This is a genomic window from Variovorax sp. DAIF25, assembly GCF_050711835.1.
GTDB lineage: Bacteria > Pseudomonadota > Gammaproteobacteria > Burkholderiales > Burkholderiaceae_C > Variovorax.
In genome coordinates this window covers 2,637,742-2,660,782 of record NZ_CP136636.1, presented here as the reverse complement: position 1 = coordinate 2,660,782, position 23,041 = coordinate 2,637,742, and the positions used below count along the sequence as shown (strand labels likewise).

At 67.7% G+C, this 23,041-nt stretch carries 24 protein-coding genes and 2 tRNA genes; 8 read left to right on the top strand and 18 right to left on the bottom strand.

Annotated elements, in window-relative coordinates; translation table 11 throughout:
• The first annotated feature begins 4 nt into the window (after positions 1–4).
• Positions 5–418: an ExbD/TolR family protein gene (locus R0232_RS12140; protein ID WP_093343007.1), complete on the top strand. Its 414-nt coding sequence runs from the start codon at positions 5–7 to the stop codon at positions 416–418.
• 95 nt (positions 419–513) lie between these two features.
• Positions 514–726: a hemin uptake protein HemP gene (gene hemP, locus R0232_RS12135; RefSeq protein WP_093343008.1), complete on the top strand. Its 213-nt coding sequence runs from the start codon at positions 514–516 to the stop codon at positions 724–726.
• A gap of 200 nt (positions 727–926) precedes the next feature.
• Here the strand turns inward: hemP and R0232_RS12130 are convergent, their stop codons facing one another.
• On the bottom strand, positions 927–1,334 hold the full coding sequence (locus tag R0232_RS12130; protein ID WP_093343471.1) for a GlcG/HbpS family heme-binding protein: 408 nt from the start codon (positions 1,332–1,334) through the stop codon (positions 927–929).
• A 180-nt stretch (positions 1,335–1,514) separates the two neighbouring features.
• Between R0232_RS12130 and R0232_RS12125 the strand changes: the two genes are divergently transcribed.
• Positions 1,515–2,216, top strand: a complete 702-nt coding sequence (locus tag R0232_RS12125; RefSeq protein ID WP_093343010.1) for a Bax inhibitor-1/YccA family protein — start codon at positions 1,515–1,517, stop codon at positions 2,214–2,216.
• Positions 2,217–2,307: 91 nt separating this feature from the next.
• On the opposite strand, the gene rlmD is transcribed toward R0232_RS12125, so the two are convergent.
• The 5 genes from rlmD to surE are packed head-to-tail and all read right to left on the bottom strand — an operon-like array spanning position 2,308 to position 7,303.
• Complete coding sequence (gene rlmD / locus R0232_RS12120; RefSeq protein WP_093343011.1) at positions 2,308–3,756, bottom strand: 23S rRNA (uracil(1939)-C(5))-methyltransferase RlmD; 1,449 nt, start codon at positions 3,754–3,756, stop codon at positions 2,308–2,310.
• 51 nt (positions 3,757–3,807) lie between these two features.
• Entirely contained in the window at positions 3,808–4,821 is a 1,014-nt protein-coding gene (locus tag R0232_RS12115; protein ID WP_431512251.1) for a sigma-70 family RNA polymerase sigma factor, read from the bottom strand.
• Between the two features lie 4 nt (positions 4,822–4,825).
• A complete protein-coding gene (locus tag R0232_RS12110; RefSeq protein ID WP_431512250.1) occupies positions 4,826–5,740 on the bottom strand; it encodes a peptidoglycan DD-metalloendopeptidase family protein in 915 nt (304 codons plus the stop codon).
• Between the two features lie 11 nt (positions 5,741–5,751).
• The gene (locus R0232_RS12105) at positions 5,752–6,543 is read right to left on the bottom strand and encodes a protein-L-isoaspartate(D-aspartate) O-methyltransferase (protein WP_431512249.1); all 792 of its coding nucleotides are present in this window, start codon (positions 6,541–6,543) and stop codon (positions 5,752–5,754) included.
• Between the two features lies 1 nt (position 6,544).
• Positions 6,545–7,303 carry a 5'/3'-nucleotidase SurE gene (surE, locus tag R0232_RS12100; protein ID WP_093343018.1) on the bottom strand — a complete coding sequence of 253 codons (759 nt, stop codon included), beginning with the start codon at positions 7,301–7,303 and terminating at the stop codon, positions 6,545–6,547.
• A 130-nt stretch (positions 7,304–7,433) separates the two neighbouring features.
• On the opposite strand from surE, the gene R0232_RS12095 reads away from it, so the two are divergent.
• Positions 7,434–8,420, top strand: coding sequence for an NADPH:quinone oxidoreductase family protein (locus tag R0232_RS12095; RefSeq protein WP_057590318.1), 987 nt, complete (start codon positions 7,434–7,436; stop codon positions 8,418–8,420).
• 111 nt (positions 8,421–8,531) lie between these two features.
• Here the strand turns inward: R0232_RS12095 and R0232_RS12090 are convergent, their stop codons facing one another.
• The 3 genes from R0232_RS12090 to R0232_RS12080 all read right to left on the bottom strand — a co-directional run bounded on the left by R0232_RS12090 (position 8,532) and on the right by R0232_RS12080 (position 10,045).
• The gene (locus tag R0232_RS12090) at positions 8,532–8,879 is read right to left on the bottom strand and encodes an H-NS family nucleoid-associated regulatory protein (protein ID WP_093343020.1); all 348 of its coding nucleotides are present in this window, start codon (positions 8,877–8,879) and stop codon (positions 8,532–8,534) included.
• 356 nt (positions 8,880–9,235) lie between these two features.
• Positions 9,236–9,311, bottom strand: a tRNA-His gene (locus R0232_RS12085).
• Between the two features lie 77 nt (positions 9,312–9,388).
• Complete coding sequence (locus tag R0232_RS12080; RefSeq protein ID WP_431512248.1) at positions 9,389–10,045, bottom strand: YbhB/YbcL family Raf kinase inhibitor-like protein; 657 nt, start codon at positions 10,043–10,045, stop codon at positions 9,389–9,391.
• Between the two features lie 204 nt (positions 10,046–10,249).
• On the opposite strand from R0232_RS12080, the gene R0232_RS12075 reads away from it, so the two are divergent.
• Positions 10,250–10,498 (top strand): GlsB/YeaQ/YmgE family stress response membrane protein, encoded by a 249-nt coding sequence (locus tag R0232_RS12075; RefSeq protein WP_093343024.1) that lies wholly within the window; start codon positions 10,250–10,252, stop codon positions 10,496–10,498.
• 25 nt (positions 10,499–10,523) lie between these two features.
• On the top strand, positions 10,524–10,856 hold the full coding sequence (locus R0232_RS12070) for a hypothetical protein (RefSeq protein ID WP_093343026.1): 333 nt from the start codon (positions 10,524–10,526) through the stop codon (positions 10,854–10,856).
• A gap of 15 nt (positions 10,857–10,871) precedes the next feature.
• Here the strand turns inward: R0232_RS12070 and R0232_RS12065 are convergent, their stop codons facing one another.
• The 6 genes from R0232_RS12065 to R0232_RS12040 all read right to left on the bottom strand — a co-directional run bounded on the left by R0232_RS12065 (position 10,872) and on the right by R0232_RS12040 (position 16,273).
• On the bottom strand, positions 10,872–11,546 hold the full coding sequence (locus tag R0232_RS12065; RefSeq protein ID WP_208512135.1) for a histidine phosphatase family protein: 675 nt from the start codon (positions 11,544–11,546) through the stop codon (positions 10,872–10,874).
• 115 nt (positions 11,547–11,661) lie between these two features.
• Positions 11,662–13,581, bottom strand: a complete 1,920-nt coding sequence (locus R0232_RS12060) for a SurA N-terminal domain-containing protein (protein ID WP_431512247.1) — start codon at positions 13,579–13,581, stop codon at positions 11,662–11,664.
• A 76-nt stretch (positions 13,582–13,657) separates the two neighbouring features.
• Positions 13,658–13,733, bottom strand: a tRNA-Val gene (locus tag R0232_RS12055).
• Positions 13,734–13,771: 38 nt separating this feature from the next.
• Positions 13,772–14,044 (bottom strand): HU family DNA-binding protein, encoded by a 273-nt coding sequence (locus R0232_RS12050; protein WP_007830705.1) that lies wholly within the window; start codon positions 14,042–14,044, stop codon positions 13,772–13,774.
• 232 nt (positions 14,045–14,276) lie between these two features.
• Positions 14,277–15,362: a tartrate dehydrogenase gene (locus R0232_RS12045; protein ID WP_093343032.1), complete on the bottom strand. Its 1,086-nt coding sequence runs from the start codon at positions 15,360–15,362 to the stop codon at positions 14,277–14,279.
• Positions 15,359–16,273: an alpha/beta fold hydrolase gene (locus tag R0232_RS12040; RefSeq protein WP_431512246.1), complete on the bottom strand. Its 915-nt coding sequence runs from the start codon at positions 16,271–16,273 to the stop codon at positions 15,359–15,361. Before R0232_RS12040 ends, R0232_RS12045 begins: the two co-directional genes overlap by 4 nt.
• A 70-nt stretch (positions 16,274–16,343) precedes the next feature.
• Here R0232_RS12040 and R0232_RS12035 point away from each other — a divergent pair, with 70 nt between their 5' ends.
• Positions 16,344–17,291, top strand: a complete 948-nt coding sequence (locus R0232_RS12035) for a LysR family transcriptional regulator (protein ID WP_431512245.1) — start codon at positions 16,344–16,346, stop codon at positions 17,289–17,291.
• An 18-nt stretch (positions 17,292–17,309) separates the two neighbouring features.
• On the opposite strand, the gene R0232_RS12030 is transcribed toward R0232_RS12035, so the two are convergent.
• The 3 genes from R0232_RS12030 to uvrC form a co-directional block, all read right to left on the bottom strand.
• On the bottom strand, positions 17,310–18,194 hold the full coding sequence (locus R0232_RS12030) for a DMT family transporter (RefSeq protein ID WP_093343038.1): 885 nt from the start codon (positions 18,192–18,194) through the stop codon (positions 17,310–17,312).
• On the bottom strand, positions 18,191–18,757 hold the full coding sequence (gene pgsA / locus R0232_RS12025; protein WP_057590401.1) for a CDP-diacylglycerol--glycerol-3-phosphate 3-phosphatidyltransferase: 567 nt from the start codon (positions 18,755–18,757) through the stop codon (positions 18,191–18,193). The genes R0232_RS12030 and pgsA overlap by 4 nt, the downstream gene beginning before the upstream one ends.
• Before the next feature lie 83 nt (positions 18,758–18,840).
• A complete protein-coding gene (uvrC, locus tag R0232_RS12020) occupies positions 18,841–20,826 on the bottom strand; it encodes an excinuclease ABC subunit UvrC (RefSeq protein WP_431512244.1) in 1,986 nt (661 codons plus the stop codon).
• Positions 20,827–20,972: 146 nt separating this feature from the next.
• Between uvrC and ggt the strand changes: the two genes are divergently transcribed.
• Positions 20,973–23,021 (top strand): gamma-glutamyltransferase, encoded by a 2,049-nt coding sequence (gene ggt / locus R0232_RS12015; RefSeq protein ID WP_431512243.1) that lies wholly within the window; start codon positions 20,973–20,975, stop codon positions 23,019–23,021.
• Positions 23,022–23,041 lie beyond the last annotated feature (20 nt).

Sequence of the window (23,041 nt, the reverse complement as noted above, 5' to 3'; positions counted from 1 at the left end):
CATCATGGCTTTCGGAACCCAAGACGAACCCGATGAGGTGATGAACGAGATCAACATGACGCCGCTGGTCGACGTCATGCTGGTGCTCCTGATCATCTTCATCATCACCGTGCCGGTGATGAAGCACGCGGTGAACATCGACCTGCCGCGCGCCACCAGCGAACCCGAGCAGCCGAAGCCCGAGAACATCCTGTTCAGCGTGACGGCCGAGGGCGACTACTACTGGAACGATCAGAAGATCTCCGACAGCGAGCTGCCCACCCGCCTCGCCGCCGAGGCCGCCAAGGAGCCGCAGCCCGAGCTGCACATCCGCGGCGACAAGGCGGTGCGCTACGAGCGCGTGGCCAAGGCGATGTCGGAGGCGCGCGAAGCCGGCGTGCGCAAGATCGGTTTCATCACCGAACCCGACGCGAAATAACTGCTCCGCGGGTCACAAAATTTTTCATCGCAGCGATTGACTTCTTGTTGAGAATTATTATCATTCAATCATCGCTTCGATAAGAGGAATTCGAGATGCCAGCCACCACCAACGCCTTTGCTGTTCTGAGCCACCCTTCGCTCGATCAATCGGGCGGCGGTCACGCCACCATCCAGGCTCAACGACCGGTTCCGATGGTCGAGAGCACCGAGCTGCTCAAGGGCAGCAAGACCGTCGGCATCATGCACAACGGCTCGCTGTACCGCCTGCAGGCCACCAAACTGGGCAAGCTGATCCTGACCAAGTAGGTCCCGGTCAGCCCGCCCCTCGCGCAAGTTTCATCGTGGGGCGACTCCAGGAGATTCATTTCTCCGAAGGGTCGTTTTTTGCTAGCCAACGGTTCGCCGACTAGCCAAGCTTTTTTTCACGCTGAACGTCCAATGCAAAACGCCGACTCTCGAGTCGGCGTTTTCGTTCGTGCAGGGCGCCGAGGCGCCCGTGCGGCAGCTCAGAGGCCGAGTGCCGCGATGCCGGCCTTGGCGACCTGCGCATCCTCGTTCGACTTCACGCCGCTCACGCCCACGGCACCGATCACGTGGCCGTCCTTCACGATCGGCACGCCGCCTTCGAGCAGGCCGTGCACCAGCGGTGCCGTCAGGAAAGCAGTGCGGCCGCCGTTGATGATGTCCTCGTAGACCTTGCTCTCGCGGCGGCCCAGGGCGGCCGTGTGGGCCTTGGCCGGAGCGATGTGCGAGGACAGCGCGGCCGCGCCGTCGAGGCGCTGCAGCCACAGCAGGTTGCCCGCGTCGTCGGCGATGGCGATCGTCACGGCCCAGTTGTTCTTGAGCGCCTCGGCTTCGGCGGCGGCGGCGATCAGCTTGACATCGGCGAGTTCAAGGAATGATTTGGTTTGCATGATGGTGATCAAAGTCTTGTTGCGTCGAACCCCAGAGCATACCGGCCCGCCGTGCGGCCTCCCCCTGTCGGACGGCGCGCCGTCTAAGGAACACCCCCCATACGGTCTTTGCGAGCCGCGCTCTTGCAGACTTCTAGAATGCGCCCAACTGCTACGGCAGCAACCACAGGAGCTTCGGCCATGAACGACCGCGTTACAACCCTCGACACTTCCACCGGCTACGGCCAGGTGCTGCCGCAGGCTGACCGCCAACGCGTGCTGCGCAACACCTACTGGCTGCTGGCGCTGAGCCTTCTTCCCACCGTGCTGGGCGCCTGGCTGGGCGTGCAGACCGGCATCACCCGTTCGCTGACCGGCGGCCTCGGGCTCATCGTCTTCCTCGGCGGTGCCTTCGGCTTCATGTTCGCGATCGAGAAGACCAAGAACTCGGCCGCCGGCGTGCCGGTGCTGCTGGCCTTCACCTTCTTCATGGGCCTGATGCTCTCGCGCCTGATCTCGATGGTGCTGGGCTTCAAGAACGGTCCCGAACTGATCATGACGGCCTTCGGCGGCACCGCCGGCGTGTTCTTCGTGATGGCCTCGCTGGCCACCGTGATCAAGCGCGACCTGTCGGGCATGGGCAAGTGGCTCTTCGTCGGCGCGATGGTGCTGATGGTCGGCGCGGTCATCAACGTGTTCGTCGGCTCGACCGCCGGCATGTTCGCAATCTCGGTCGCCGCCATCGGCATCTTCTCGGCCTACATGCTCTATGACCTGAAGCAGATCATCGACGGCGGCGAAACCAACTACATCAGCGCGACCCTCGCCCTGTACCTCGACCTGTTCAACGTGTTCCAGAGCCTGCTGGCGCTGCTGGGCCTCGCGGGCGGTGAACGCGACTGACGCTTCCTCTTTCGATGGCCCGGCGGCCATCGATCGGTGAAAAAAGAAAGGGCCCTTCGGGGCCCTTTCTCATTGCGGCGTCAGGCCCGCCTCATTCGCGCTCGAACACCGCGATCGACTCCACGTGCGCCGTGTGCGGGAACATGTTGACCACGCCCGCGTGCGTGCAGCGATAGCCGGCCTGGTGCACCAGCAAGCCGGCATCGCGCGCCAGCGTCGACGGATTGCAGCTCACGTAGACGATGCGCTTCGGCGGCGTCCAGCCGCCGGTGCGCAGCTCGGGTTGCTGGTGCAGGTCGGCCATCGCCTTGGCCAGCGCGAAGGCGCCCTCGCGCGGCGGGTCGACCAGCCACTTGTCGGCCTGCCCGTCGGCGACCAGCATCTCGGGCGTCATCTCGAACAGGTTGCGCGCCACGAACGACGCCGGCGACAGCGCGCGCCGTGCCGGTGTCGCGGGCTGGTTCTTGCGGAAGTTCTCGGTGGCCCGCGCCACCAGCGTGTCGCTGCCCTCGATGCCCAGCACCTCGCGCGCGCGGCTCGCCAGCGGCAGCGTGAAGTTGCCGAGGCCACAGAACCAGTCGATCACGCGCTCGTCGGACTGCACGTCGAGCAGGCGCAGCGCCTTGCCCACGAGCGCGCGGTTGATGTGCGGATTGACCTGCGTGAAGTCGGTGGGCCGGAACGGCATCGTCACGCCGAACTCGGGCAGCCCGTAGGCCAGCGGCGTGCCGCCCTCCTCCAGCAGCCGCACCGTGTCGGGCCCCTTGGGCTGCAACCACCATTGCACCTGCTCGTTCTTCGCGGCGAAGGCCTTGAGGCGACCGATGTCGGCGCCCGACAGCGGCTCGAGATGCCGCAGCACCAGCGCGATGGTGCCGAGCGCCTGGGTGCCCGGCGCATCGCCGCAGGCCAATTCGATCTGCGGGCAGGTGTCGCGCGCGTCGAGCGAGGCGATCAGCGCGCGCAGCGGCATCAGCATCTGGCTGACCTGCTTGGGCAGCACGGGACAGACCTGCATGTCGGCCAGGTAGCGGCTCTTGCGCTCGTGAAAGCCGATCAGCACCGTGCCCTTCTTGACCACGTGGCGCACCGACAGTCGCGCGCGGTAGCGGTAGTGCCAGGCCGGGCCTTCGAGCGGACGCAGCAGGTTCTCGGGACGGACCTTGCCGAGGTGCCAGAGGTTGTCCTCGAGCGCGCGCTGCTTCACCGCCACCTGCGCCGCGGCGTCGAGATGCTGCATCTTGCAGCCGCCGCAGGCGCCCGTGTGCAGCCCGAAGTGCGGGCAGCCGGGCCGCACGCGCTGCGAGGACTCGCGCCGGATCTGCGTGACCGTGCCCTGCTCCCAGTTGTTCTTGCGGCGATGCACGTTGAGCTGCACCTCTTCGAAGGGCAGCGCACCCTCGATGAACACGACCATGCCGTCGGCCTTGTGCGCCACGCCCTGCGCATCGAGGTCCAGCGATTCCACGTGCAGCCATTCGCCGCCGGCGTTCGTGGGGGTGTCCGTGGGGGATTTATCTTTCTTGATGGATTCCGTCATGCCCCGATTGTCTCAGCGTGGGAAGAGGCCCTCGCGCGGAACCCGCCAGGGCTAGAACAAGGCGTCCCGACCCACGCCCGAACGCGCGAGCTGGCGCCGCATCTTCGCGAGCGCCTCGTTCTGGATCTGGCGCACGCGCTCGCGCGTCAGGCCCAGCCGCACGCTGAGCACCTCGAGCGTTTCGGGCTCGCGGTCGTGCAGGCCGTAGCGGCCTTCGAGCACCTCGCGCTCGCGCGCATCGAGCGCGGTCACCCAGCTGTCGAGCAGGCGCTCGACCTCGTGCGCCTGCGTCGCGCCCGTGGGATCGCTCTCCTCGCTGTCGGCAGCGACCGAGTCGGACAGCGCGTAGCTCTCTTCGCCATACGACTCGCCCGCGTCGAGCGAGCGCGGCGCCTCGGCCAGCGCCAGCAGGTCGGCCACCGACTGCACGTCCGAGCCCAGCAGCGCCGCCACGTCTTCCACGCGCACCCCGTCGGGCCGGCGCGCCAGGAACTCGGGATCGCCCTCGAGCGTGCGGCGCGCGCGCAGCACCTGCTGCAGTTCGCGCACGATGTGCACCGGCAGGCGGATCGTGCGGGACTGGGTCATCAGCGCGCGCTCGACCGACTGGCGTATCCACCAGGTCGCATAGGTCGAGAAACGGAAGCCGCGCTCGGGCTCGAACTTGGTGATCGCGTGCATCAGGCCGAGGTTGCCCTCCTCGATGAGGTCGGAGAACGGCACGCCGCGGTTGAGGTAGGCCTTGGCGATGTTGACCACGAGCCGCAGGTTGTGCTCGATCATGGACTGGCGCGCCGCGAAGTCGCCGGCCCGCGCGGCGCAGGCAGCCGCGTATTCCTGCTCGGGGGTGAAAAGCTCGGTGCGCCGGATGCGGCGCAGGTAGACGGTGAGCGCGTCGGCCGTGTCGTCGCCTGTGCGCGCGAGCGCTTCGGCGTTCGGTTCGGGCGCGATCAGGCCGTCGGGGGACGAGACAGGCGGTGAGGCCTCACCGCCGGATACCGCTTCGGCCGTGCTGCCCGCCGACCGACGCACGGGCAGCGTGCGACGGGAGCGGGAACCGGCCATGGCATCACCGGTTCGGGAGGTAGCGCGCCGGATCGACCGGCTTGCCCTGACGACGGATCTCGAAGTGCAGCTTCACGCGATCGGCATCGCTGCTGCCCATCTCCGCGATCTTCTGGCCCTTCTGGACCGACTGGTCTTCCTTCACGAGCAGCGTCTGGTTGTGCGCGTAGGCCGTGAGGTAGGTGTTGTTGTGCTTCAGGATGATCAGGTTGCCGTAACCGCGCAGGCCCGCACCCGCATACACCACGCGGCCGTCGGCCGCGGCCAGCACCGGGTCGCCGGCCTTGCCGCTGATGTCGAAGCCCTTGTTCTTGGCATCGTCGAAGCCCGCGATCAGCGAACCATGGGCGGGCCAGATCCAGCCGATGTCTTCGTCGCCACCCGATGCAGCCGGGCTCGAGGGCGAGGCCGTGACCGGCGGCTTGGCGCCCGCAGCGGCGGCACCGCTCGCGGCCGCGCCAGGCACGACCGCGGGCTGCGGCGTCACCGGCTTGGTGACGACGCCGTTCTCGTTCGGTGCCGACGGCGCGGCGGCCACGGTGGAACCCGGGCCCGAGGGCGGAATCACGCGCAGCACCTGCCCCACCTCGATCAGGTCGGGGTTGTCGAGGTTGTTCCAGCGAACGAGGTTCTGCCAGGTCTGGCCGGTGTCGTTGGCGATGCGGCGGATGGTGTCGCCGGGACGCACGGCGTAGTAGCCCGGCTTGCCGAAGTTCTCGATGCCGGCCAGCGGCTTGCCCGAGGCGTCGGTGGTGATGGTCGGACCGCCCGGAACGGGCGCGGCCGCGCCGGGGGCGCGGGTCATCGTGCCGCGGTCTTCGACCGGTGCCGGGCCCCGCGGCGTGGAACACCCCGCGATCACGAGCACGACGGCCAACGTGACGCCAGCGTACCAACTCCGATTGCCAAAACCCTGCATTTGTTATTCCTTCAAGCAACGCCCGATTTTAGGGGGACAAAGTGAACCGCCTCAAGAATGAGGCGCTCGAGACCGCGGGCCGTCTTGTCGATCACGACGAGGGCCTGGCCGCCCTTCGCCGAGTGCGTCGGCGCGACGATCCGCCCTCCCACCGCGAGCTGTTCGATCCAGGCTTCGGGCACCGCCTCGCCACCGGCGGCGGCGATGATGCCCGCATAGGGTGCGCCCTTGGCGTAGCCGACCATGCCGTCGCCGAACATCAGGTGAACCGTGGCCAGCCGGAAGTGCCGCAGATTGGTCCGTGCCCGCTCGTGCAGGCCGCGCAACCTTTCGATGCTGTAGACCTCCGTGGCCACGTGGTTCAACACCGCGGCCTGGTAGCCGCAACCGGTGCCGATCTCGAGCACGCGCCCCAGACGGTCCTGCGGCTTGCCACTCAGAGCCGGGGCCGCGAGCAAAAGTTCGATCATGCGCGCAACGACGCTGGGCTTGGAGATGGTCTGGCCCAGTCCGATCGGCAGGCTGGTGTCTTCATAGGCCTGGTTGACCAGCGCGCTGTCGACGAAGCGATGCCGCTCGACCGCGCCCATGGCGCGCAGCACGCGCGCATCCGAAATCCCCTGCGCGGCCAGTTTCTGCACCATGCGCGCGCGCACCGCGTCGGAGGCCATCGATGGCGTCGACGGGACCGGCGGCTTGGGCGACACGGCGGGCTGCCGTCCGCGCAGCGCGGACGAAGCCGGCGTCGAAGCCGAGACGGTGGGCGCGAGGCGAGCCGGAAATCCAGGCCGTTGGGTCGCCATGTCAGTCGGCGAGCCGGACCACCGCGTCGCGCCACTGGCCCAGGTTGGCGTGGTCGGTCAGGTCGATCTGCAACGGCGTCAGCGCCACGTGGCCCTCGGCCGTGGCATGGAAGTCGGTGCCCTCGCCGCTGTCCTTGGCGCTGCCCGCGCCGGCGATCCAGTACATCGTGTCGCCACGCGGGCTTTCCTGCGTGATGACCTTCTCGGCCGCGTGGCGGCGGCCCAGGCGGCACACCTTCACCGGCTTGAGCTCGTCGAACGGCCGGTTCGGCACGTTGACGTTCAAAAGAAAGGCGCCACCCTCGAGCATGCGCTCGCGCTCGATGCGCTGCACCAGCCGGCGCGCCACCTGGGCCGCCGCGTCGACATGGGCCCAGCCCTTCTCGATCTGCGAGAACGCGATCGCGGGAATGCCGAACAGGTAGGCCTCCATGGCCGCGCCGACGGTGCCCGAATAGATGGTGTCGTCGCCCATGTTGGCGCCGTTGTTGATGCCCGAGACCACGAGGTCGGGCCGGTAGCCGAGCAGGCCCTTGAGCGCGATGTGCACGCAGTCGGCCGGGGTGCCGGTCACGTAGCGGAAGCCGTTGTGCGCGGTGTGGACGTAGAGCGGTGCGGCCAGCGTCAACGCATTCGACTTGGCGCTGTTGTTGTGCTCGGGCGCCACCACCTCGACGTCGGCCAGATCCTTGAGCGCGTCGTGCAGTGCGACGATGCCTGGCGCCTGGAAGCCATCGTCGTTGGAAATGAGTATCTTCATGATGCGGTGCGGTGCAACGGATTGTAGGCGTCGGGTGCGTCGCAGCAGGGACAAGGACACGCGAGGGCGACGCCTATCATCGCGCGCTTCATTGCCTCAACATTACTACCCGTTTCGAAGGAGACCGAGCATGCACGCATGGCTTTGCGAGAACCCCGTCGGCGTCGACGCGCTCACCTGGAAAGAGCTGCCCACGCCGACACCCGGCCCGGGCCAGGTGCTGATCGAGATCCGGGCCGCGAGCCTGAATTTCCCCGACCTGCTGATCGTGCAGAACAAGTACCAGATGAAGCCGCCGCTGCCCTTCGTGCCCGGCTCGGAGTACGCGGGGATCGTGCAGGCCGTGGGCGAAGGCGTCACGCACCTCAAGGTCGGCCAGAACGTCGCCTGCCTCTCGGGCACCGGCGGCTTCGCCACCCACACGCTGGCGCCCGCGGCACTGTGCATGCCGCTGCCCGAAGGCTTCGGCCATGTCGACGCGGCCGCCTTCATCATGATCTACGCGACCTCGTGGCATGCCCTGATGGACCGCGCGCAGCTCAAGGCCGGCGAAACCGTGCTGGTGCTCGGCGCGGCGGGCGGCGTGGGCACGGCCGCCATCCAGATCGCCAAGGCGGCCGGCGCCAAGGTGATCGCGGCGGCTTCCACCGACGAGAAATGCGAGCTGTGCCGTTCGATCGGTGCCGACGCGACGATCAACTACACCACGCATGCGCTGCCGAACGGTTTCAGGGATGCCATCAAGGCCGCGACCGACGGCAAAGGCCCGGACGTCATATACGACCCGGTCGGCGGCGATTTCGCGGAACCCGCATTTCGCTCGATCGGATGGCGCGGCCGCTATTTGGTCGTGGGTTTTGCGTCGGGCCCGATTCCCTCGCTGCCATTGAACCTCACGCTGTTGAAAGGCGCGTCGCTGGTCGGCGTGTTCTGGGGCGATTTCGCCAAGCGCGAACCGAAGGCCAACGCGCAGATGATGGCGGAATTGGCGCAATGGTATGGCCAGGGAAAGATCAAGCCGGTGATCGACAGCACGATGCCGATGGCCGAATTGAAAGCCGCCTACGCGCACATGGGCTCGCGTGGCGTCAAGGGAAAGCTCGTGATGGTGAACTGATCGCCACGGACCTGGGCATCGCGAGACGGGTGTCCATGCACGCAATAAAAAAGCCCGCGCATGCGGGCTTTTTTATTGCGGAGTCGGCCAGCGCGTGTTCGCGCACCACGCTCACTTGATCTCGAAATCCGTCAGCGACTTGCCGGCGGCCAGCGCCTCGGTCACCCAGCGCGGCTTGCGGCCACGGCCACCGGACCAGGTTTCGCCGGTCGGGCTGCGGTACTTGGCGGCGGCCTTGGGCGCCGGCGTGCTGGCGGCGCGCTTGACGGAAACGGCACGGCCGGCCGAAAGCTTCAAATCCGACGCGGTCAGACCATAGTCGGCGATCTTCTTGCGAATCTCCTCGATCACCCCGGCACGTTCATGGTTGCGCAGTTCTTCGGCCTGCTTGCGCAATTGCGCGATCTGTTCGTCGTGCTTCTGGATCTGGGAATTGATATCTGCGAGCGTCGAGGCCATTGGCGAACTCCTGTAAATGAAAACGCCCGCAGTTTAATTCAGTTTGCAATTGATTTTGAGCAAACCCGAGCAGAAAAATCCGGGCCGCTTGGCGTTTTACAACAGCCGAGGGGGTAAAACGCCCCGTTCCTGGGCGAGATCGAAGGCTGGACCAGGGTTTTGAACGCTCGGCGGCAATGGCAGAGCGAAAAAATTGAATGCCGCGGTACCGCGGCGGCCCGTTTCGGCTCGTTCGCGCCTATTCGGAAGCAGGAAAGAAATGCCCGGCCCGGCATTGCATGCAAAAGGCGCTATAGCCGCGCCCCAAAAGAAAAACGGCCCTGGATCGCTCCAGGGCCGTTTCTTCGGAATTCATATGGGGTGGCTGATGGGACTCGAACCCACGACGACCAGAATCACAATCTGGGACTCTACCAGCTGAGCTACAGCCACCGTAATAGAGTCCACGATTATAGCCATAAAAGCCGCGCGCCCGACCCCGGTTTGAAAGAATGATGCGCGCGGCCCACTCAACCCGCCGCCAGCGGGCCGGAAGGCGCCACCTGTGGCGCCTCCTCGTGCGCGGCGTCCTTCTGCCGGATCGAACCATCCGATCGCTCGAAGGTGCCGATCAGCAGGCCGCTGGCGATCGCATGCGCCTTCAGTTCGTCGACCACCTCGTCCCGCCCGGGCGCCACCGAGAACTCGTGTGCCCGGTCGAGCGCGAACAGCTGGAAGGCATAGCGATGCACGCCATGGCCGGGCGGCGGATCGGGCGGCAGCCAGGCTGCCTGCAGCCCGGAATTGCGCCCGGCATGCACCGTGTCCTGCCCTTCGTTGCCCTGGCTCGGCAGCGCCGCCTCGACCAGCCGGGTGTCGCCGGGCGGCAGGCTGACGACGATGGCATGCACCAGCGGGTTCGGCGTGGGCGAATCCGCGTCCTCCACCACCAGCAGCAGCGAGGCGGCGCCTTGCGGCACGCCCTCCCACTGCAGGGGCGGCGACAGTCCTTCGCCATCAGCCGTGTAGCGCGGCGGAATCGGCGTGTGATCGGCAAAGGCCACGCTGGTCAGTGAAATAGAGGCCATGCCTTCGCGCAGGCCGAGCGTATTGAAAACGATCTTGTCCAGGCCGGCACGCACGCCGTGCAGGGCCTGGCCGATGACTTCGGGCAACTTTTCGAGCATGCCAAGGGTATAGCGCCCCGTTCGCCGCAGCCCTGTAGGACGCCACAGCGGGCCGGCCGCAGCCGGCGGCGCCAAATTGCGCAGCCTTGCATCCCGATTCGCCGGCACGCGCTTTCGCAGCGCCCGCGCGGCGCATCCGGCCGCTATCATGGCCGCGCCCTGCCATGCGGGCGCCGCTTCATTCACGAACCAAAGGGATCACTCATGAGCATCGTCTGGACCATCCTGATCGGTTTCGTCGTAGGTCTGGTGGCACGCGCCGTCAAGCCGGGCGACGATTCCGCGGGCTTCATCGTCACCACGCTGATCGGCATCGCGGGCTCGCTGATCGTCACCTACGTCGGCCAGTCGCTCGGCTGGTACACCGCCGGCCAGGGCGCCGGCTTCATCGCGTCGGTGCTCGGCGCGATCGTGCTGCTGATCCTCTACGGTCTCATCAAGCGCAAGAGCTGAGCCGCCGGGCCATCGGGCGGGGCCGATGCCACGCAAACCCCGCGCGCACCACCATGTCTACGTGGTCGAGCTCGACGACCGCGTCTGGAACATCGGCCGCTTCCGGCGCGCCAATCCCGACTACCAGCTCGGCAAGCCCTTCGTCTACGTGGGCATGACCGGGCTCGATCCCGACATCCGCTTCGACAAGCACAAGGCCGGCATCCAGGCCAACAGCTTCGTACAGGACTACGGCCTGCACCTGCTGCCCGCGCTCTACGAGCGCTACAACCCGATGAACTACGAAGACGCGCGCTCGATGGAAGTCGAACTCGGCATCGCCCTGCGCAAGGCGGGCTACGGCGTCTGGCAGGCCTGAGCGCGAAGGCGCGCTTCAGGAATAGGTGACCCAGTCCTCGTACGCCGGCCCGTCGAGATGCGGCAGCGTGTTGTAGGTCACCAGCATGTGGCGCTTGGGCGTGAAGGCGAACTCGGTCACCGACGAGTTGCGGATGCGCAGGTTGAGCTCGATCGTGGTCTCGGGGCTGGTGCCCAGCACATGGCCCACCGCCGTGCTGATCGGGCCGCCGCTCGACACCACGAGCACCTTGGCCCCATGGTGCTTGTCGCGCACATGGTCGAGCGCGGTGGTCACGCCCGCGAGAAAGTCCACGTAGCTGGGCATGCCGACCGGCTTCGTGCGTCCCTGCATCCAGGCACCCAGTCCTTCGCGCAGCAGGCGGAAGTGATGCCGGTACATCTCGGGCGAATCGGGCTTCTCGAGCTTGCCTTCGTGGATGGTGGCGATCACCGCCTCGCTGTCGTACTCGTTGAGGCCGGGCCACGGCAGCACGTCGTCGCGCGTCAGACCGAGGCCCTGCGCGATGCCTTCCCAGGTCTGCCGATGCCGGCGCAAGGTGCCGGTGATCACGGCGTCGAAACGCATGCCGCGCTCGCGCCAGTACTCGCCGAGCCGCACCGACTGCCTGTGGCCCAGTTCGCTCAGGTTGTCGTAGTCGGCAGCGCCGAAGCTGGCCTGGCCATGGCGCACGAGGTAGAGAGTTCCCATGCGCGGATTCTGGCAAGAAGCGACCGCGGCGCTTGTCCCACGCGAGACGGAAAAAGCAACGGGCCGCACAAGGCGGCCCGCGAAGAGAAGAGGAAGCGCCTCGCGGCGCGACCGGTCAGCGTGCGCCGGCGAACGGCAGTCCGTCGGTCGCGGGACGCGGCACCAGGATCTCGGCCTTGTAGCGGTCCTTCAGCAGGTTGTAGTAGGCGGCGTCTTCGGCGGCGGCGATCGACTGGCCGACCTGCGCGTTCTCCTGCTTCGCGACTTCCGCCGTCGGCGCGGTGCGCGGCACGGCCTTGGTCACGCGCACCACGGCATAGCCCTGCGTGCCGAGGTCGACGCCGACCAGGGTCGGCAGCTTGCTGGCGTCGGCACGCAGCGCGGCCTCGACCACCACGCCCGGCTGCGCCTTCGCATCGGTGCGCGACACGGTGACGGGCGCCGCGAAGTTGGCGCCGTCCGCCTTCGTGGTCCAGGCCGCGAGCTTGGCCTCGCCCTCGGTCTTCGCGAGCGCTGCCGCGCGCTCGGTGACGAGCTGTGCGCGGATCTTGTCCTTCACGTCGGCCAGCGGGATCGGATGCGCGGCCGAGTACTGGGTCACGCGGCCCGAGGCGAGCTGGTTGGTGCCGACCTCGATCGCTTCGGTGTTCTGCTTGCGGCTCAGCGAATCGGGCGAGAACAGCGCGCTCAGGAAGTTGCGGCTCGCGAGCGGCCCGGTCGCACCGGGCGCGGCCGTGCGGCCGATATTGGTCGCGGTCTGGATCGTGAGCTTGAGCTTCTCGGCCGCCGGCTTCAGGCTATCGGGCTGCTGGTACACCGCATCGGTGAAGGTCTCGGCAGCCTTGGCGAACTCCTGCGTGGCCTGCTGGGCGCGGTAGTCGTTCTCGAGGGTGGCACGCACCTGCTCGAACGGCGGCACCACGGCGGGCTTGATGTCGTCCAGGCGGATGATGTGATAGCCGAACTCGGTCTCGACGACGTTGCTGATCTCGCCCTTCTTCAACGCGAACATCGCGTCTTCGAAAGGCTTGACCATCGCGCCGCGCGTGACGAAGTCGAGGTCGCCGCCCTTCTCTGCCGAGCCCGGGTCCTGCGAGTTCTTGCGCGCGACATCGGCGAAGGTGTTGGGCGCCTTGCGCACGTCGGCCAGCAGTTGCTCGGCCTTGGCCTTCGCCTTGGCGCGATCGGCGGCCGGCGCGCTGGCGGCCGCGGTGATCAGGATGTGGCTCGCACGGCGTTCTTCCTTGGTGCCGAAGCGCGAGGTGTTCTGGTCGTAGTAGCTCTTGAGCTCGGCCTCGTTGACAGTCACGTTCTTCTTGGCCGCTTCGAGGTCGAGCAGCAGGTACTCGATGCTCGCCTGCTCGGGCGCCTGGAACTGCGACGTGTGGTCCTTGTAGTAGGTCTCGATGTCGGCATCGCTGACCGTGACCTTCGACGCGAAGCCCTCGGGCGCAAAGCGCGACACCTGGATCTCGCGCTGCTCGTAGAACGCGTTGATGGTGGCGGCGGCCAGCGCGGGCGGCGTGAAGGTGGTGCCCGACACGCCCAGCAGCAGTTGCTGCGTGGCGAGTTCGGCGCGCATCGAGGCCTCGTACTGCTCGGGGGTGCGGCCGGTCACGCGCTGGAAGGCGTCGCGGTCGAACTTGCCCTCGGGCGTGCGGAAGGTCGCGAGGCCCGGATCCTGCGCGAAGATGCGCGAGAGGCGTTCCTCGGAGACCGTCATGTTGGCCTTGTTGGCCGCCACCGTCAGCACGCGGTCGCGAACCATCTTCTCGAGCGTGGCGTAGCGCAGCGCATCGGAGTCGAGCACCAGCGGGTCGACGTTGGGCGACTGCTGGCGGATGCGGTCGGTTTCCACGCGATGCTGCGCATCCCATTCGGGCCGCGTGATGCTGGCGCCATCGACATGCGCGACGGCCTCGTCCTTGGAAAAGCCCTGGTAGCGCTCGACGCCGAACAGCACGAACGACGGGATGATCAGCAAGAACAAGACAATCATCATGATCTTGTTGTACTTGCGGAAGAAATCAAACATGCTTGAACACTCTCATGCGGTGGCTGTCGGACGGCAATAAAAAAGGCGAACCGTTGTTCGCCTTTGCATCGGGTGGTGGTGGGTGCTGAGGGGCTCGAACCCCCGACCTACGCCTTGTAAGGGCGCCGCTCTACCAGCTGAGCTAAGCACCCCACCGGGAATACTTTTCTTCCGAGTTCTCGTCGTCGACTTAGTTCAACGCGTCCTTGAGGGCCTTGCCGGGACGGAACTTCGGAATCTTGGCGGCCTTGATTTTAATCGCGTCGCCGGTGCGGGGATTGCGACCCGTACGGGCCGCACGTTTACCGACTGCAAAAGTACCGAAACCGACGAGCGACACGGAGCCGCCCTTCTTGAGCGTTGTACGAATGGCGCCGATGGTGGATTCGAGCGCGCGCGTGGCGGCTGCTTTGGAAATATCGGCGTTCTTTGCGATGTGCTCAATCAGTTCGGTCTTGTTCACAAGGGCCCCTTGTAGAAAAAAGTTGGTCGGCTTTCGTCGGCTGGCGAGTCGGTCGCGACGTGGTGCGACGCAGAAGCTTGGCAGGCCTGACGCCCCGGCAGCGCGCTGCCATCGGGGATTACAACCACTGGCCTGCGGGGTGTCAATACGACATCAGCCCGTGCGGCGCAGCGGAGCGCGCGATTCTAGGGGCGTTTCGCGAAGACCTTTTTCCGCCGGGGCCGCAGCCGTCTCACAAGGCCTCGGCGATCGCTTTTCCGAGGTCGCTGGTGCTCGCCTTGCCACCGATATCGGGTGTGCGCGGCGCACCGCTTCCGGGCGCGAGCACCTTCTCGATGGTCGACAGGATCGCGTCGTGCGCGTCCTTGTGGCCGAGGAACTCCAGCATCATCGCGCCGCACCAGATCTGGCCGATCGGGTTGGCGATCCCCTTGCCCGCGATGTCGGGCGCCGAGCCATGCACCGGTTCGAACAGCGAGGGCGTGGTGCGCTCGGGGTTGAGGTTGGCGCTCGGCGCGATGCCGATGGTGCCGGTGCAGGCAGGTCCCAGGTCGGAGAGGATGTCGCCGAACAGGTTGCTCGCCACCACCACGTCGAAGAAGTCGGGCCGCTGCACGAAGTGCGCGGTGAGGATGTCGATGTGGAACTTGTCGAGCGTCACGCCCGGATAGGCCTTCGCCATCTCGGCCACGCGCTCGTCCCAGTAGGGCATGGTGATCGAGATGCCGTTCGACTTGGTGGCGCTGGTCAGGTGCTTCTTCGGCCGCGACTGCGCGAGCTCGAACGCGAACTTGAGCACGCGGTCCACGCCCACGCGCGACATCACGGTCTCCTGCACCACGATCTCGCGCGGCGTGCCTTCGTACATGCGCCCGCCGATGCTCGAGTACTCGCCCTCGGTGTTCTCGCGCACGATGTACATGTCGATCTCGCCGGGCTGGCGCGGCGAGCCGTCGCGGCGCACCACCGGCGCGACGATGCCGGGCATGAGGCGCGCGGGACGCAGGTTGATGTACTGGTCGAACTCGCGGCGGAACAGCAGCAGCGAGCCCCACAGCGAGATGTGGTCGGCGATCTTCTCGGGCCAGCCGACCGCGCCGAAGAAGATGGCATCGTGGCCGCCGATCTGGTCCTTCCAGTCGTCGGGCAGCATCTTGCCGTGCTTCTCGCAGTAGTCCCAGCTCGAGAAGTCGAAGTGGTCGAACTTCAGGTCGATGCCGAACTTGCGCGCCGCCGCATCGAGCACGCGCACGCCCTCGGGCGTGGTTTCCTTGCCGATGCCGTCGCCGGCGATGACTGCGATTCTGTGGGTGGTCATGGTCTGGGTCCTTCCGATGGGATGAGCGGTGCAAAGAAGTCGAGTGCCTCGGCGAGCAGTTCGCCCGGCGCCTCCTCGGGAACGTAGTGGCCGCAGGGCAGCGCATGCCCCTCGACCCGGTCGGCGCGCTCGCGCCACAGCGCCAGCACGTCGAAGGCGTGTCCGACCACGCCGTGCGCGCCCCACAGCACGCGCAGCGGCATCGCGAGCCGCGCGCCCGCGGCGATGTCGGCGCGGTCGTGATCGAGGTCGATGCCGGCCGAGGCGCGGTAGTCCTCGCAGATGGATTCGGCGCTGCCCGGAATGGCCGCGCAGCGCTCGTACTCCGCGAGCACCTCGGGCGCGAAGGGCGCGAGCCCCGCGTGGCGCCCGCCCATCACGCTGCGCACGTAGCGCACCGGATCGGAGGCGATCAGCGCCTCGGGCAGCGGCGGCGGCTGGATCAGGAAGAACCAGTGCCAGTAGGCGCGCGCGAAGGCTTCCGAGGTGTGCTCGTACATGGCGAGCGTGGGCGCGATGTCGAGCAGCAGCATGCGTTCGACCGCGGCTGGATGGTCGGCCGCGAGCCGGTGCGCCACGCGCGCGCCGCGGTCGTGCGCGAGCACGCCGAAGCGTTCGAAGCCGTGGTGCCGCATCGCCGCGATCGCATCGAGCGCCATCGCGCGCTTGCCGTGGTTCTCGTGCGCGGCATCGGCCGCGGGCCGGCCCGAATCGCCGTAGCCGCGCAGATCGATCGCCACCACGGTGAAGCGCTCGGCCAGCGCGGGCGCGACACGGTGCCAGATGGCGTGCGTCTGCGGGTGTCCGTGCAGCAACAGCAGGGGTGCCCCACTGCCGCCGATGCGGCCATGCACGCGCACGCCATCGCGTTCGATGTCGAAGACGGGAAAGTCGAGGAAGGAGGCGGTCACGCGGCGATTGTGCGTTGCGCACCCGGGTCCATCAAGCAACAATCGGCCAATTCATACTTTCCGTTCTGGCATGAATTCATTGGCACTGGAGCGCGGCGACCTGGCACTGGCGCTCGCCATCCGCGAACACGGCAGCCTCGCGGGCGCGGCCGGCGCGCTCGACGTCGTGCCTTCGGTGGTCACCAAGCGGCTCGGCGCGCTCGAGGCGCGGCTGGGCCAGCGGCTGTTCGACCGCACCACGCGCCGGCTCAGCGTCACGGCCGAGGGCGAGGCCGTGTGCCGGCATGCGAAGCAGCTGCTAGAAGGCTTCGCGGCGCTCGAGGGCGAACTCGGCGAGCGCCAGAACGAACTCACGGGCGCGGTGCGGCTGGCCGCCACCTTCGGCTTCGGCCGGCGCTGGCTCGGTCCGGCCCTGGCGGAATTCCAGGCCGGCCATCCAGCCCTGCGCATCGAGCTGCAACTGACCGAGCGCCTGCCCGACCTGGGCGCCGAAGGCTACGACGGTGCGCTGTGGCTGTGGGCGGTGCAGCAGCGCCACGCCTCGGACTGGGTCTCGCGCCGCATCGCGCGCAACCAGCGCGTGCTGGCGGCCGCGCCCTCCTACCTCGCGCGCCGCGGCACGCCGACGAGCGTCGAGGCCCTGGCCACGCACGACTGCCTGGTCGCGCGCGAGAACGGCGAGATCCATCGGCAGGAATACGCGCTGTGGTCGCTGCGGCACGGCCGCGACGGCAGCACGGCGCGCGTGCGGGTGCAGGGGCCGCTGTCGAGCAATTCGGGCGAGATGGTCCGCGACTGGTGCCTGGCGGGCCACGGGATCATGCTGCGCAGCCTCTGGGACATCGCGCCGCAACTGGCCTCGGGCGCGCTGGTGCGGGTGCTGCCGCAGTACGCGATGCCCGATGCCGACATCCACTGGATCGCGCCCTGGCGGCCGAAGACGCCGCGGCGGGTGCGGCTGCTGGTCGACCACCTGGCCGAACGCTTTCGTGGCGAGCCCTGGAAGCCCGCGCGCTAGGCGAACGCCCCTCGCGCCTCAGCGGGCCGCGCGCACCACCAGGCTCACGCCCACCGCCGTGAGCGCCGTGCCCAGCAGCGTGGCCAGCGTGATCTGCTCGCGGAACAGCAGCCAGGCCATGAGGGCCGTGCAAGGCGGCACCAGGTAGAGCAGGCTCGTGACCGCGGTCGCGGTGCCGCGCTGGATCAGTATGTAGAGCAGCGAACTCCCACCCAGCGACAGCGCGAGCACCGACCAGGCCATCGCGCCGATCGAATGCGCGTTCCACGCGATGGCCTCGGGCTCGAGCAGCGCGAACGGCAAGGTCACGACCACGGCCGCCGCCATCTGCACCGCGCTGGCGCTGCGCACGTCGCAGGGCGCGACGAAGCGCTTCTGATAGAGAGTGCCCGCGGTGATCGCCCCGAGCGCCATGAGCGCCAGGCTCATGGTCTCGGCATTGACCTCCGAGCCGTCGCCCAGCTTGCGCCACACCACCAGCACCAGCCCCGCGAAGCCCAGCGCGAGACCCAGCCACTGCCGCGGCGACACGCGCCCGCCGTTGAAGGACATCCAGATCGCGGTCAGCACCGGCTGGATGCCGACCAGCAGCGCGACCAGCCCCGAGCCCATGCCCGCGCGCACCGCGGCCCAGACGCCGCCGAGGTAGCCGGCCTGCATCAGGATGCCGGTGACCGCGAGGTGCCCCCACTGCGCCCGGGTCGAAGGCCAGGCCACGCGCGCCAGCGCGACCCACAGGCCGAAGCAGAGGAACGAGAGCACGAAGCGCACGGCCAGGAACTTGAAGGGCGGCGCATGCGGCATGCCGTAGCGCGCGACGATGAAGCCCGTGCTCCAGATCAGCACGAAGACCGCGGGCATGGCCCGCAACCAGCCCGCCTCGCGGGCTGAGGCGGCGCTCATTTGGCCCGGGCCCGGATCTCGGGAATGGCCTTTTGCAGGTAATAGACCATCGACCACACGGTGAGCACGGCCGAGACCCAGATCAGCCACTGGCCCCACAGGCCAGTGTCGATGAAGCCGAACAGCTGCCCGTCGTAGAGCAGGAACGGGATCGCGACCATCTGCACGGTCGTCTTGACCTTGCCGATCATGTGCACCGCCACGCTCTTGCTGGCGCCGATCTGGGCCATCCATTCGCGCAGCGCCGAGATCGCGATCTCGCGGCCGATGATGATCAGCGCCACGAACACGTCGGCCCGGTTCAGGTGCACCAGCACCAGCAGCGAGGCGCAGACCAGGAACTTGTCGGCCACCGGGTCGAGGAAGGCGCCGAAGGCCGAGGTCTGGTTGAGCTTGCGCGCCAGGAAGCCGTCGAGCCAGTCGGTGGCCGCGAACACGATGAACATGACCGTGGCGATCACATTGCGCATCGGGTCGGCGATGGGCAGGTAGAACACGCCGACGATCAGGGGGATCGCGACGATGCGCGTCCAGGTCATGATGGTCGGCAGGGTCCAGAACATGCGCTCGATTGTGTCACGCGAAAACGCCGGAATCGAGAACGGGGACAAAGCCGTGCCGGCGCCCCGCTTCCGCGCCGCCGGCTTCAGTGCAGCGCACGGTAGATTTCCTCGGCCAGATCGAAGGCGATGCCCTCGACCGAGGCGATGTCTTCCACGCTCGCCGCCGCCACGCCGCGGATGCCGCCGAAGCGCTGCAGCAGCCGGGCCCGGCGCTTCGGGCCGATGCCCGGGATGTCCTCGAGTTGGCTGCCGCCCACGCGCACCTTGGCGCGCTTGGCGCGCATGCCGGTGATGGCGAAGCGGTGCGCCTCGTCGCGGATCTGGGCCACCAGCATCAGCGCCGCCGAATCTTTGCCCAGGTAGACCTTCTCGCGGCCGTCGGCGAACACCAGTTCCTCGAGGCCGACCTTGCGGCCCTCGCCCTTCTCGACCCCGACGATCAGCGACAGCGGCAGGCCCAGCTCGCTGAACACCTCGCGCGCCATCGACACCTGGCCCTTGCCGCCGTCGACCAGCACCAGCTCCGGCATGCGCGCGCCCCGGGCCCGTGCCGGCGCCGCGGCACCCTCGACACCCTCGGCGCCTTCGCTCTCGGCATCGCCGGGCGGCAGCGCCTCGGTCTCGGCGGCCATCGCCTCGGCCAGCTTGCCGTAGCGGCGATGGAGCACCTGGCGCATCGCCGCATAGTCGTCGCCGGGCGTGATGCCGTCGATGTTGTAGCGGCGGTATTCCTTGTTCTGCATCGCGTGGTGCTCGAACACCACGCACGAGGCCTGCGTGGCCTCGCCCGCCGTGTGCGAGATGTCGAAGCACTCGACGCGGAAGTTGTCGAGGTCGTCGCTCGCGAGCTCCAGCGCATCGGCCAGCGCGCGGGTGCGGGCCTGCTGCGAGCCCTCCTCGGCCAGCAGCCGCGCCAGCTGCAGGCTGGCGTTCTTCTCGGCCATCTCGAGCCAGTGGCGGCGCTGCTCGCGCGGCTGGAACACCGCCGTCACGCGCGTGCCCGACTGCAGCGACACCGCCTCGATCAGCTCGCGGCCCACGGTTTCGCTGAGCACCAAGGTGGCCGGCACCGGCACGTCGATGTAGTGCTGCGCGATGAAGGCCTCGAGCACCTGCACCTCGACCGAATCGGTGACGGCGGGCGCGGCGCCCTCGCCCTCGTCGTTGTCGAGTTCACCGTGCTGCATCAACGAGGCATCCTCGACGTGCACCGGGAAATAGGGCCGGTCGCCCAGATGACGGCCGCCGCGCACCATCGCCAGGTTCACGCAGGCCTTGCCGCCCTGCACCTTGACCGCGAGGATGTCGACATCCTTGTCGGAGGCGATCTCGATCGACTGCTGGTGCAGCACGCGCGAGATCGCCGACATCTGGTTGCGCAGCTCGGCCGCCTGTTCGAACTCCAGCTTCTCGGCATGCGAGGTCATGCGCTGCTCGAGCGTGGTGAGCACCAGTTGCGTGTCGCCGCGCAGGAAGGCCTCGGCGCTCGCCACGTCCTGCGCGTAGGCCTCGGTCGAGATATGGCCCACGCAGGGACCGGTGCAGCGCTTGATCTGGTAGAGCAGGCAGGGCCGGGTGCGGTTGGCGTAGACCGTGTCCTCGCAGGTGCGCAGCTTGAACACCTTCTGCAGCAGCTGGATCGACTCCTTGACGGCCCAGGCGCTCGGGTACGGCCCGAAGTAGCGGTGCTTCTTGTCGACCGCGCCGCGGTAGTAGGCCAGCCGCGGAAACTGGTGCGAGGCGATCTTGAGGTAGGGGTAGCTCTTGTCGTCGCGAAACAGGATGTTGTAGCGCGGCTTGAGCGTCTTGATGAGGTTGTTCTCGAGCAGCAGCGCCTCGGCCTCGGAACGCACCACGGTGGTTTCCATGCGCGCGATCTTCGAGATCATGTGGCCGATGCGCGTGCCGCCGTGGCTCTTCTGGAAGTAGTTGGCGACCCGCTTCTTGAGGTTGCGCGCCTTGCCCACGTAGAGCACGGCGCCACCGGCGTCGAAGTAGCGGTAGACGCCCGGCAGCTGCGGCAGGGCCGCCACTTCGCTGAGCAGTTGATCGGAATGCACGTCTGACATGGCGGCTATTGTGGCGCGCGGCGCGCGGCCCCATGGCGCGCCTGCGCGCAAACCCCGTGGTGGGTGGAATGAAATGTGCTGATGATGGTTGCGGGCGCGAGGAGCGCCCGTCTCGTTTCAACACAACTACTCGGGAAACTCTCTCCATGACGAAGAAGATCCAGTCGCGCGCCTGGTGGGCGCTCTCGCCCCTGGCGCTGGCATTGACGGTGGCCGGTTGCGGCGGCGGCGGCGGTGGCGGCCAGGACAACGCCGCGCTGATCGCGACGATCGCCGCCATCAACGCAGCCAACACCCCGCCGCCACCGCCCGCAGCCGACAAGGGCTGCCTGATCGGCGACGGCGGTACGCAGGTGGTGGTGGGCTCGGGCGATCCCGGCGATCCGGCCGCGCCCGAACCGGCCTCGGGCTACGTGGTCGGCCACAAGCTGGTCTACGCGAAGAACTACATGGTGGTGGCCAACCATCCGCTGGCCACGCGCGCGGGCTGCGACGTCCTCAAGGCCGGCGGCAGCGCGGTCGACGCCGCGGTCGCGGTGCAGGCGGTGCTAGGGCTGGTCGAGCCGCAGTCCAGCGGCCTGGGTGGCGGCGCCTTCATGCTGCACTACGACGCGAAGACCAAGAAGGTGCAGGCCTACGACGGACGCGAGATGGCGCCCGCCGCGGCCACCGAGAACTACCTGCGCTACGCGGTGCAGACCGATTCCGCCAGTGGAGCGCCCAAGCCCAACGCCCGCGCCAGCGGTCGCTCGATCGGCACGCCGGGCGCCGTGCGCATGCTCGACGTCGCTTACAAGGACCACGGCAAGCTGCCATGGAAGGACCTTTTCAGCTACGGCATCACGCTGGCCTCCGATGGTTTCCCCATCGGTGGCCGCATGGCCGCAGCGATCTCCTCGTCGGCCTCCAACCTCAAGCGCGACGCCGACGCAACCGCCTATTTCTTCAACGACGACGGCACCCCGAAGGCCCTGGGCACCAAGCTCAAGAACCCGGCCTACGCCAAGACGCTGACCACGCTCGCCAACGAGGGCGCCAACGCGTTCTATACCGGCCCTCTCGCGCAGGCGATCGTCGACAAGATCGGCATCACCACCGCGGCCAACGACGGCTCGGCCATCACGCCCGGCGTGACGACCATGGCCGACATGGCCAACTACGTGGCCAAGCGTCGCGACCCGGTCTGCGGCACCTACCGTGACTACTACGTCTGCAGCATGTCGCCGCCCTCGTCCGGCGGCATCGCGGTGGTGCAGGCGCTCGGCATCCTCGAGACCTTCAACCTGAGCCTGTACAAGCCCAGCGCGATCGACATCGAAGGCGGCAAGCCCAGCGTGATGGGCGTGCACCTGGTGAGCGAGGCCGAACGCCTGGCCTACGCCGACCGCGACAAGTACGTGGCCGACACCGACTTCATCCCGCTGCCCGGCGGCTCGGCCGACACGATGCTCAACAAGCCGTACCTGCAGAAGCGGGCCAGCCTGATCAGCCTGTCCAAGAGCATGGGCGTGGCCGCGGCCGGCGACCTCGGCAGCGTGCCGCTGGGCATCGACAAGACCGAGGAGCATGGCACGACCCACTTCACGGTGGTCGACAAGCAGGGCAACGTGGTGACGATGACGACCACGGTCGAGAGCACGCTGGGCTCGTTCCACATGACGCAGGGCTTCATGCTGAACAACCAGTTGACCGACTTCTCGGCCAACCCGAACGACACCACCGACCCGAGCATCAAGGTCGCCAACCGCGTCGCCCCGGGCAAGCGTCCGCGCAGCACGATGGCGCCGACCCTGGTGTTCAAGAAGAACACCGACGGCAGCATGGGCGAGTTCGTGATGGGCACCGGCTCGCCGGGCGGCGGCACGATCATCCAGTACGTGGTGAAGACCGTGGTCGGCGCGCTCGACTGGGGCCTCGATGCGCAACAGGCGACCTCGCTGGTCGACTTCGGCGCCACCAACAGCGTGACCACCAACGTGGGCGGCGAGCACCCAGCCATCGACACCTCGAACTCGGGCAACAACGACCCACTGATCACCGGCCTGCGCGCGCTCGGCCACACGGTGAACTTCGGCGCCCAGTCCAGCGGCATCAGCACCATCATCCGCACCAACGTCGGTGGCCAGTCGGTGCTCACGGGCGGCGCCGATCCGCGGCGCGAAGGCATCGTGCTCGGCGATACCTTCACGCCCTGATCCGGGCCCGAAGCCCGGCG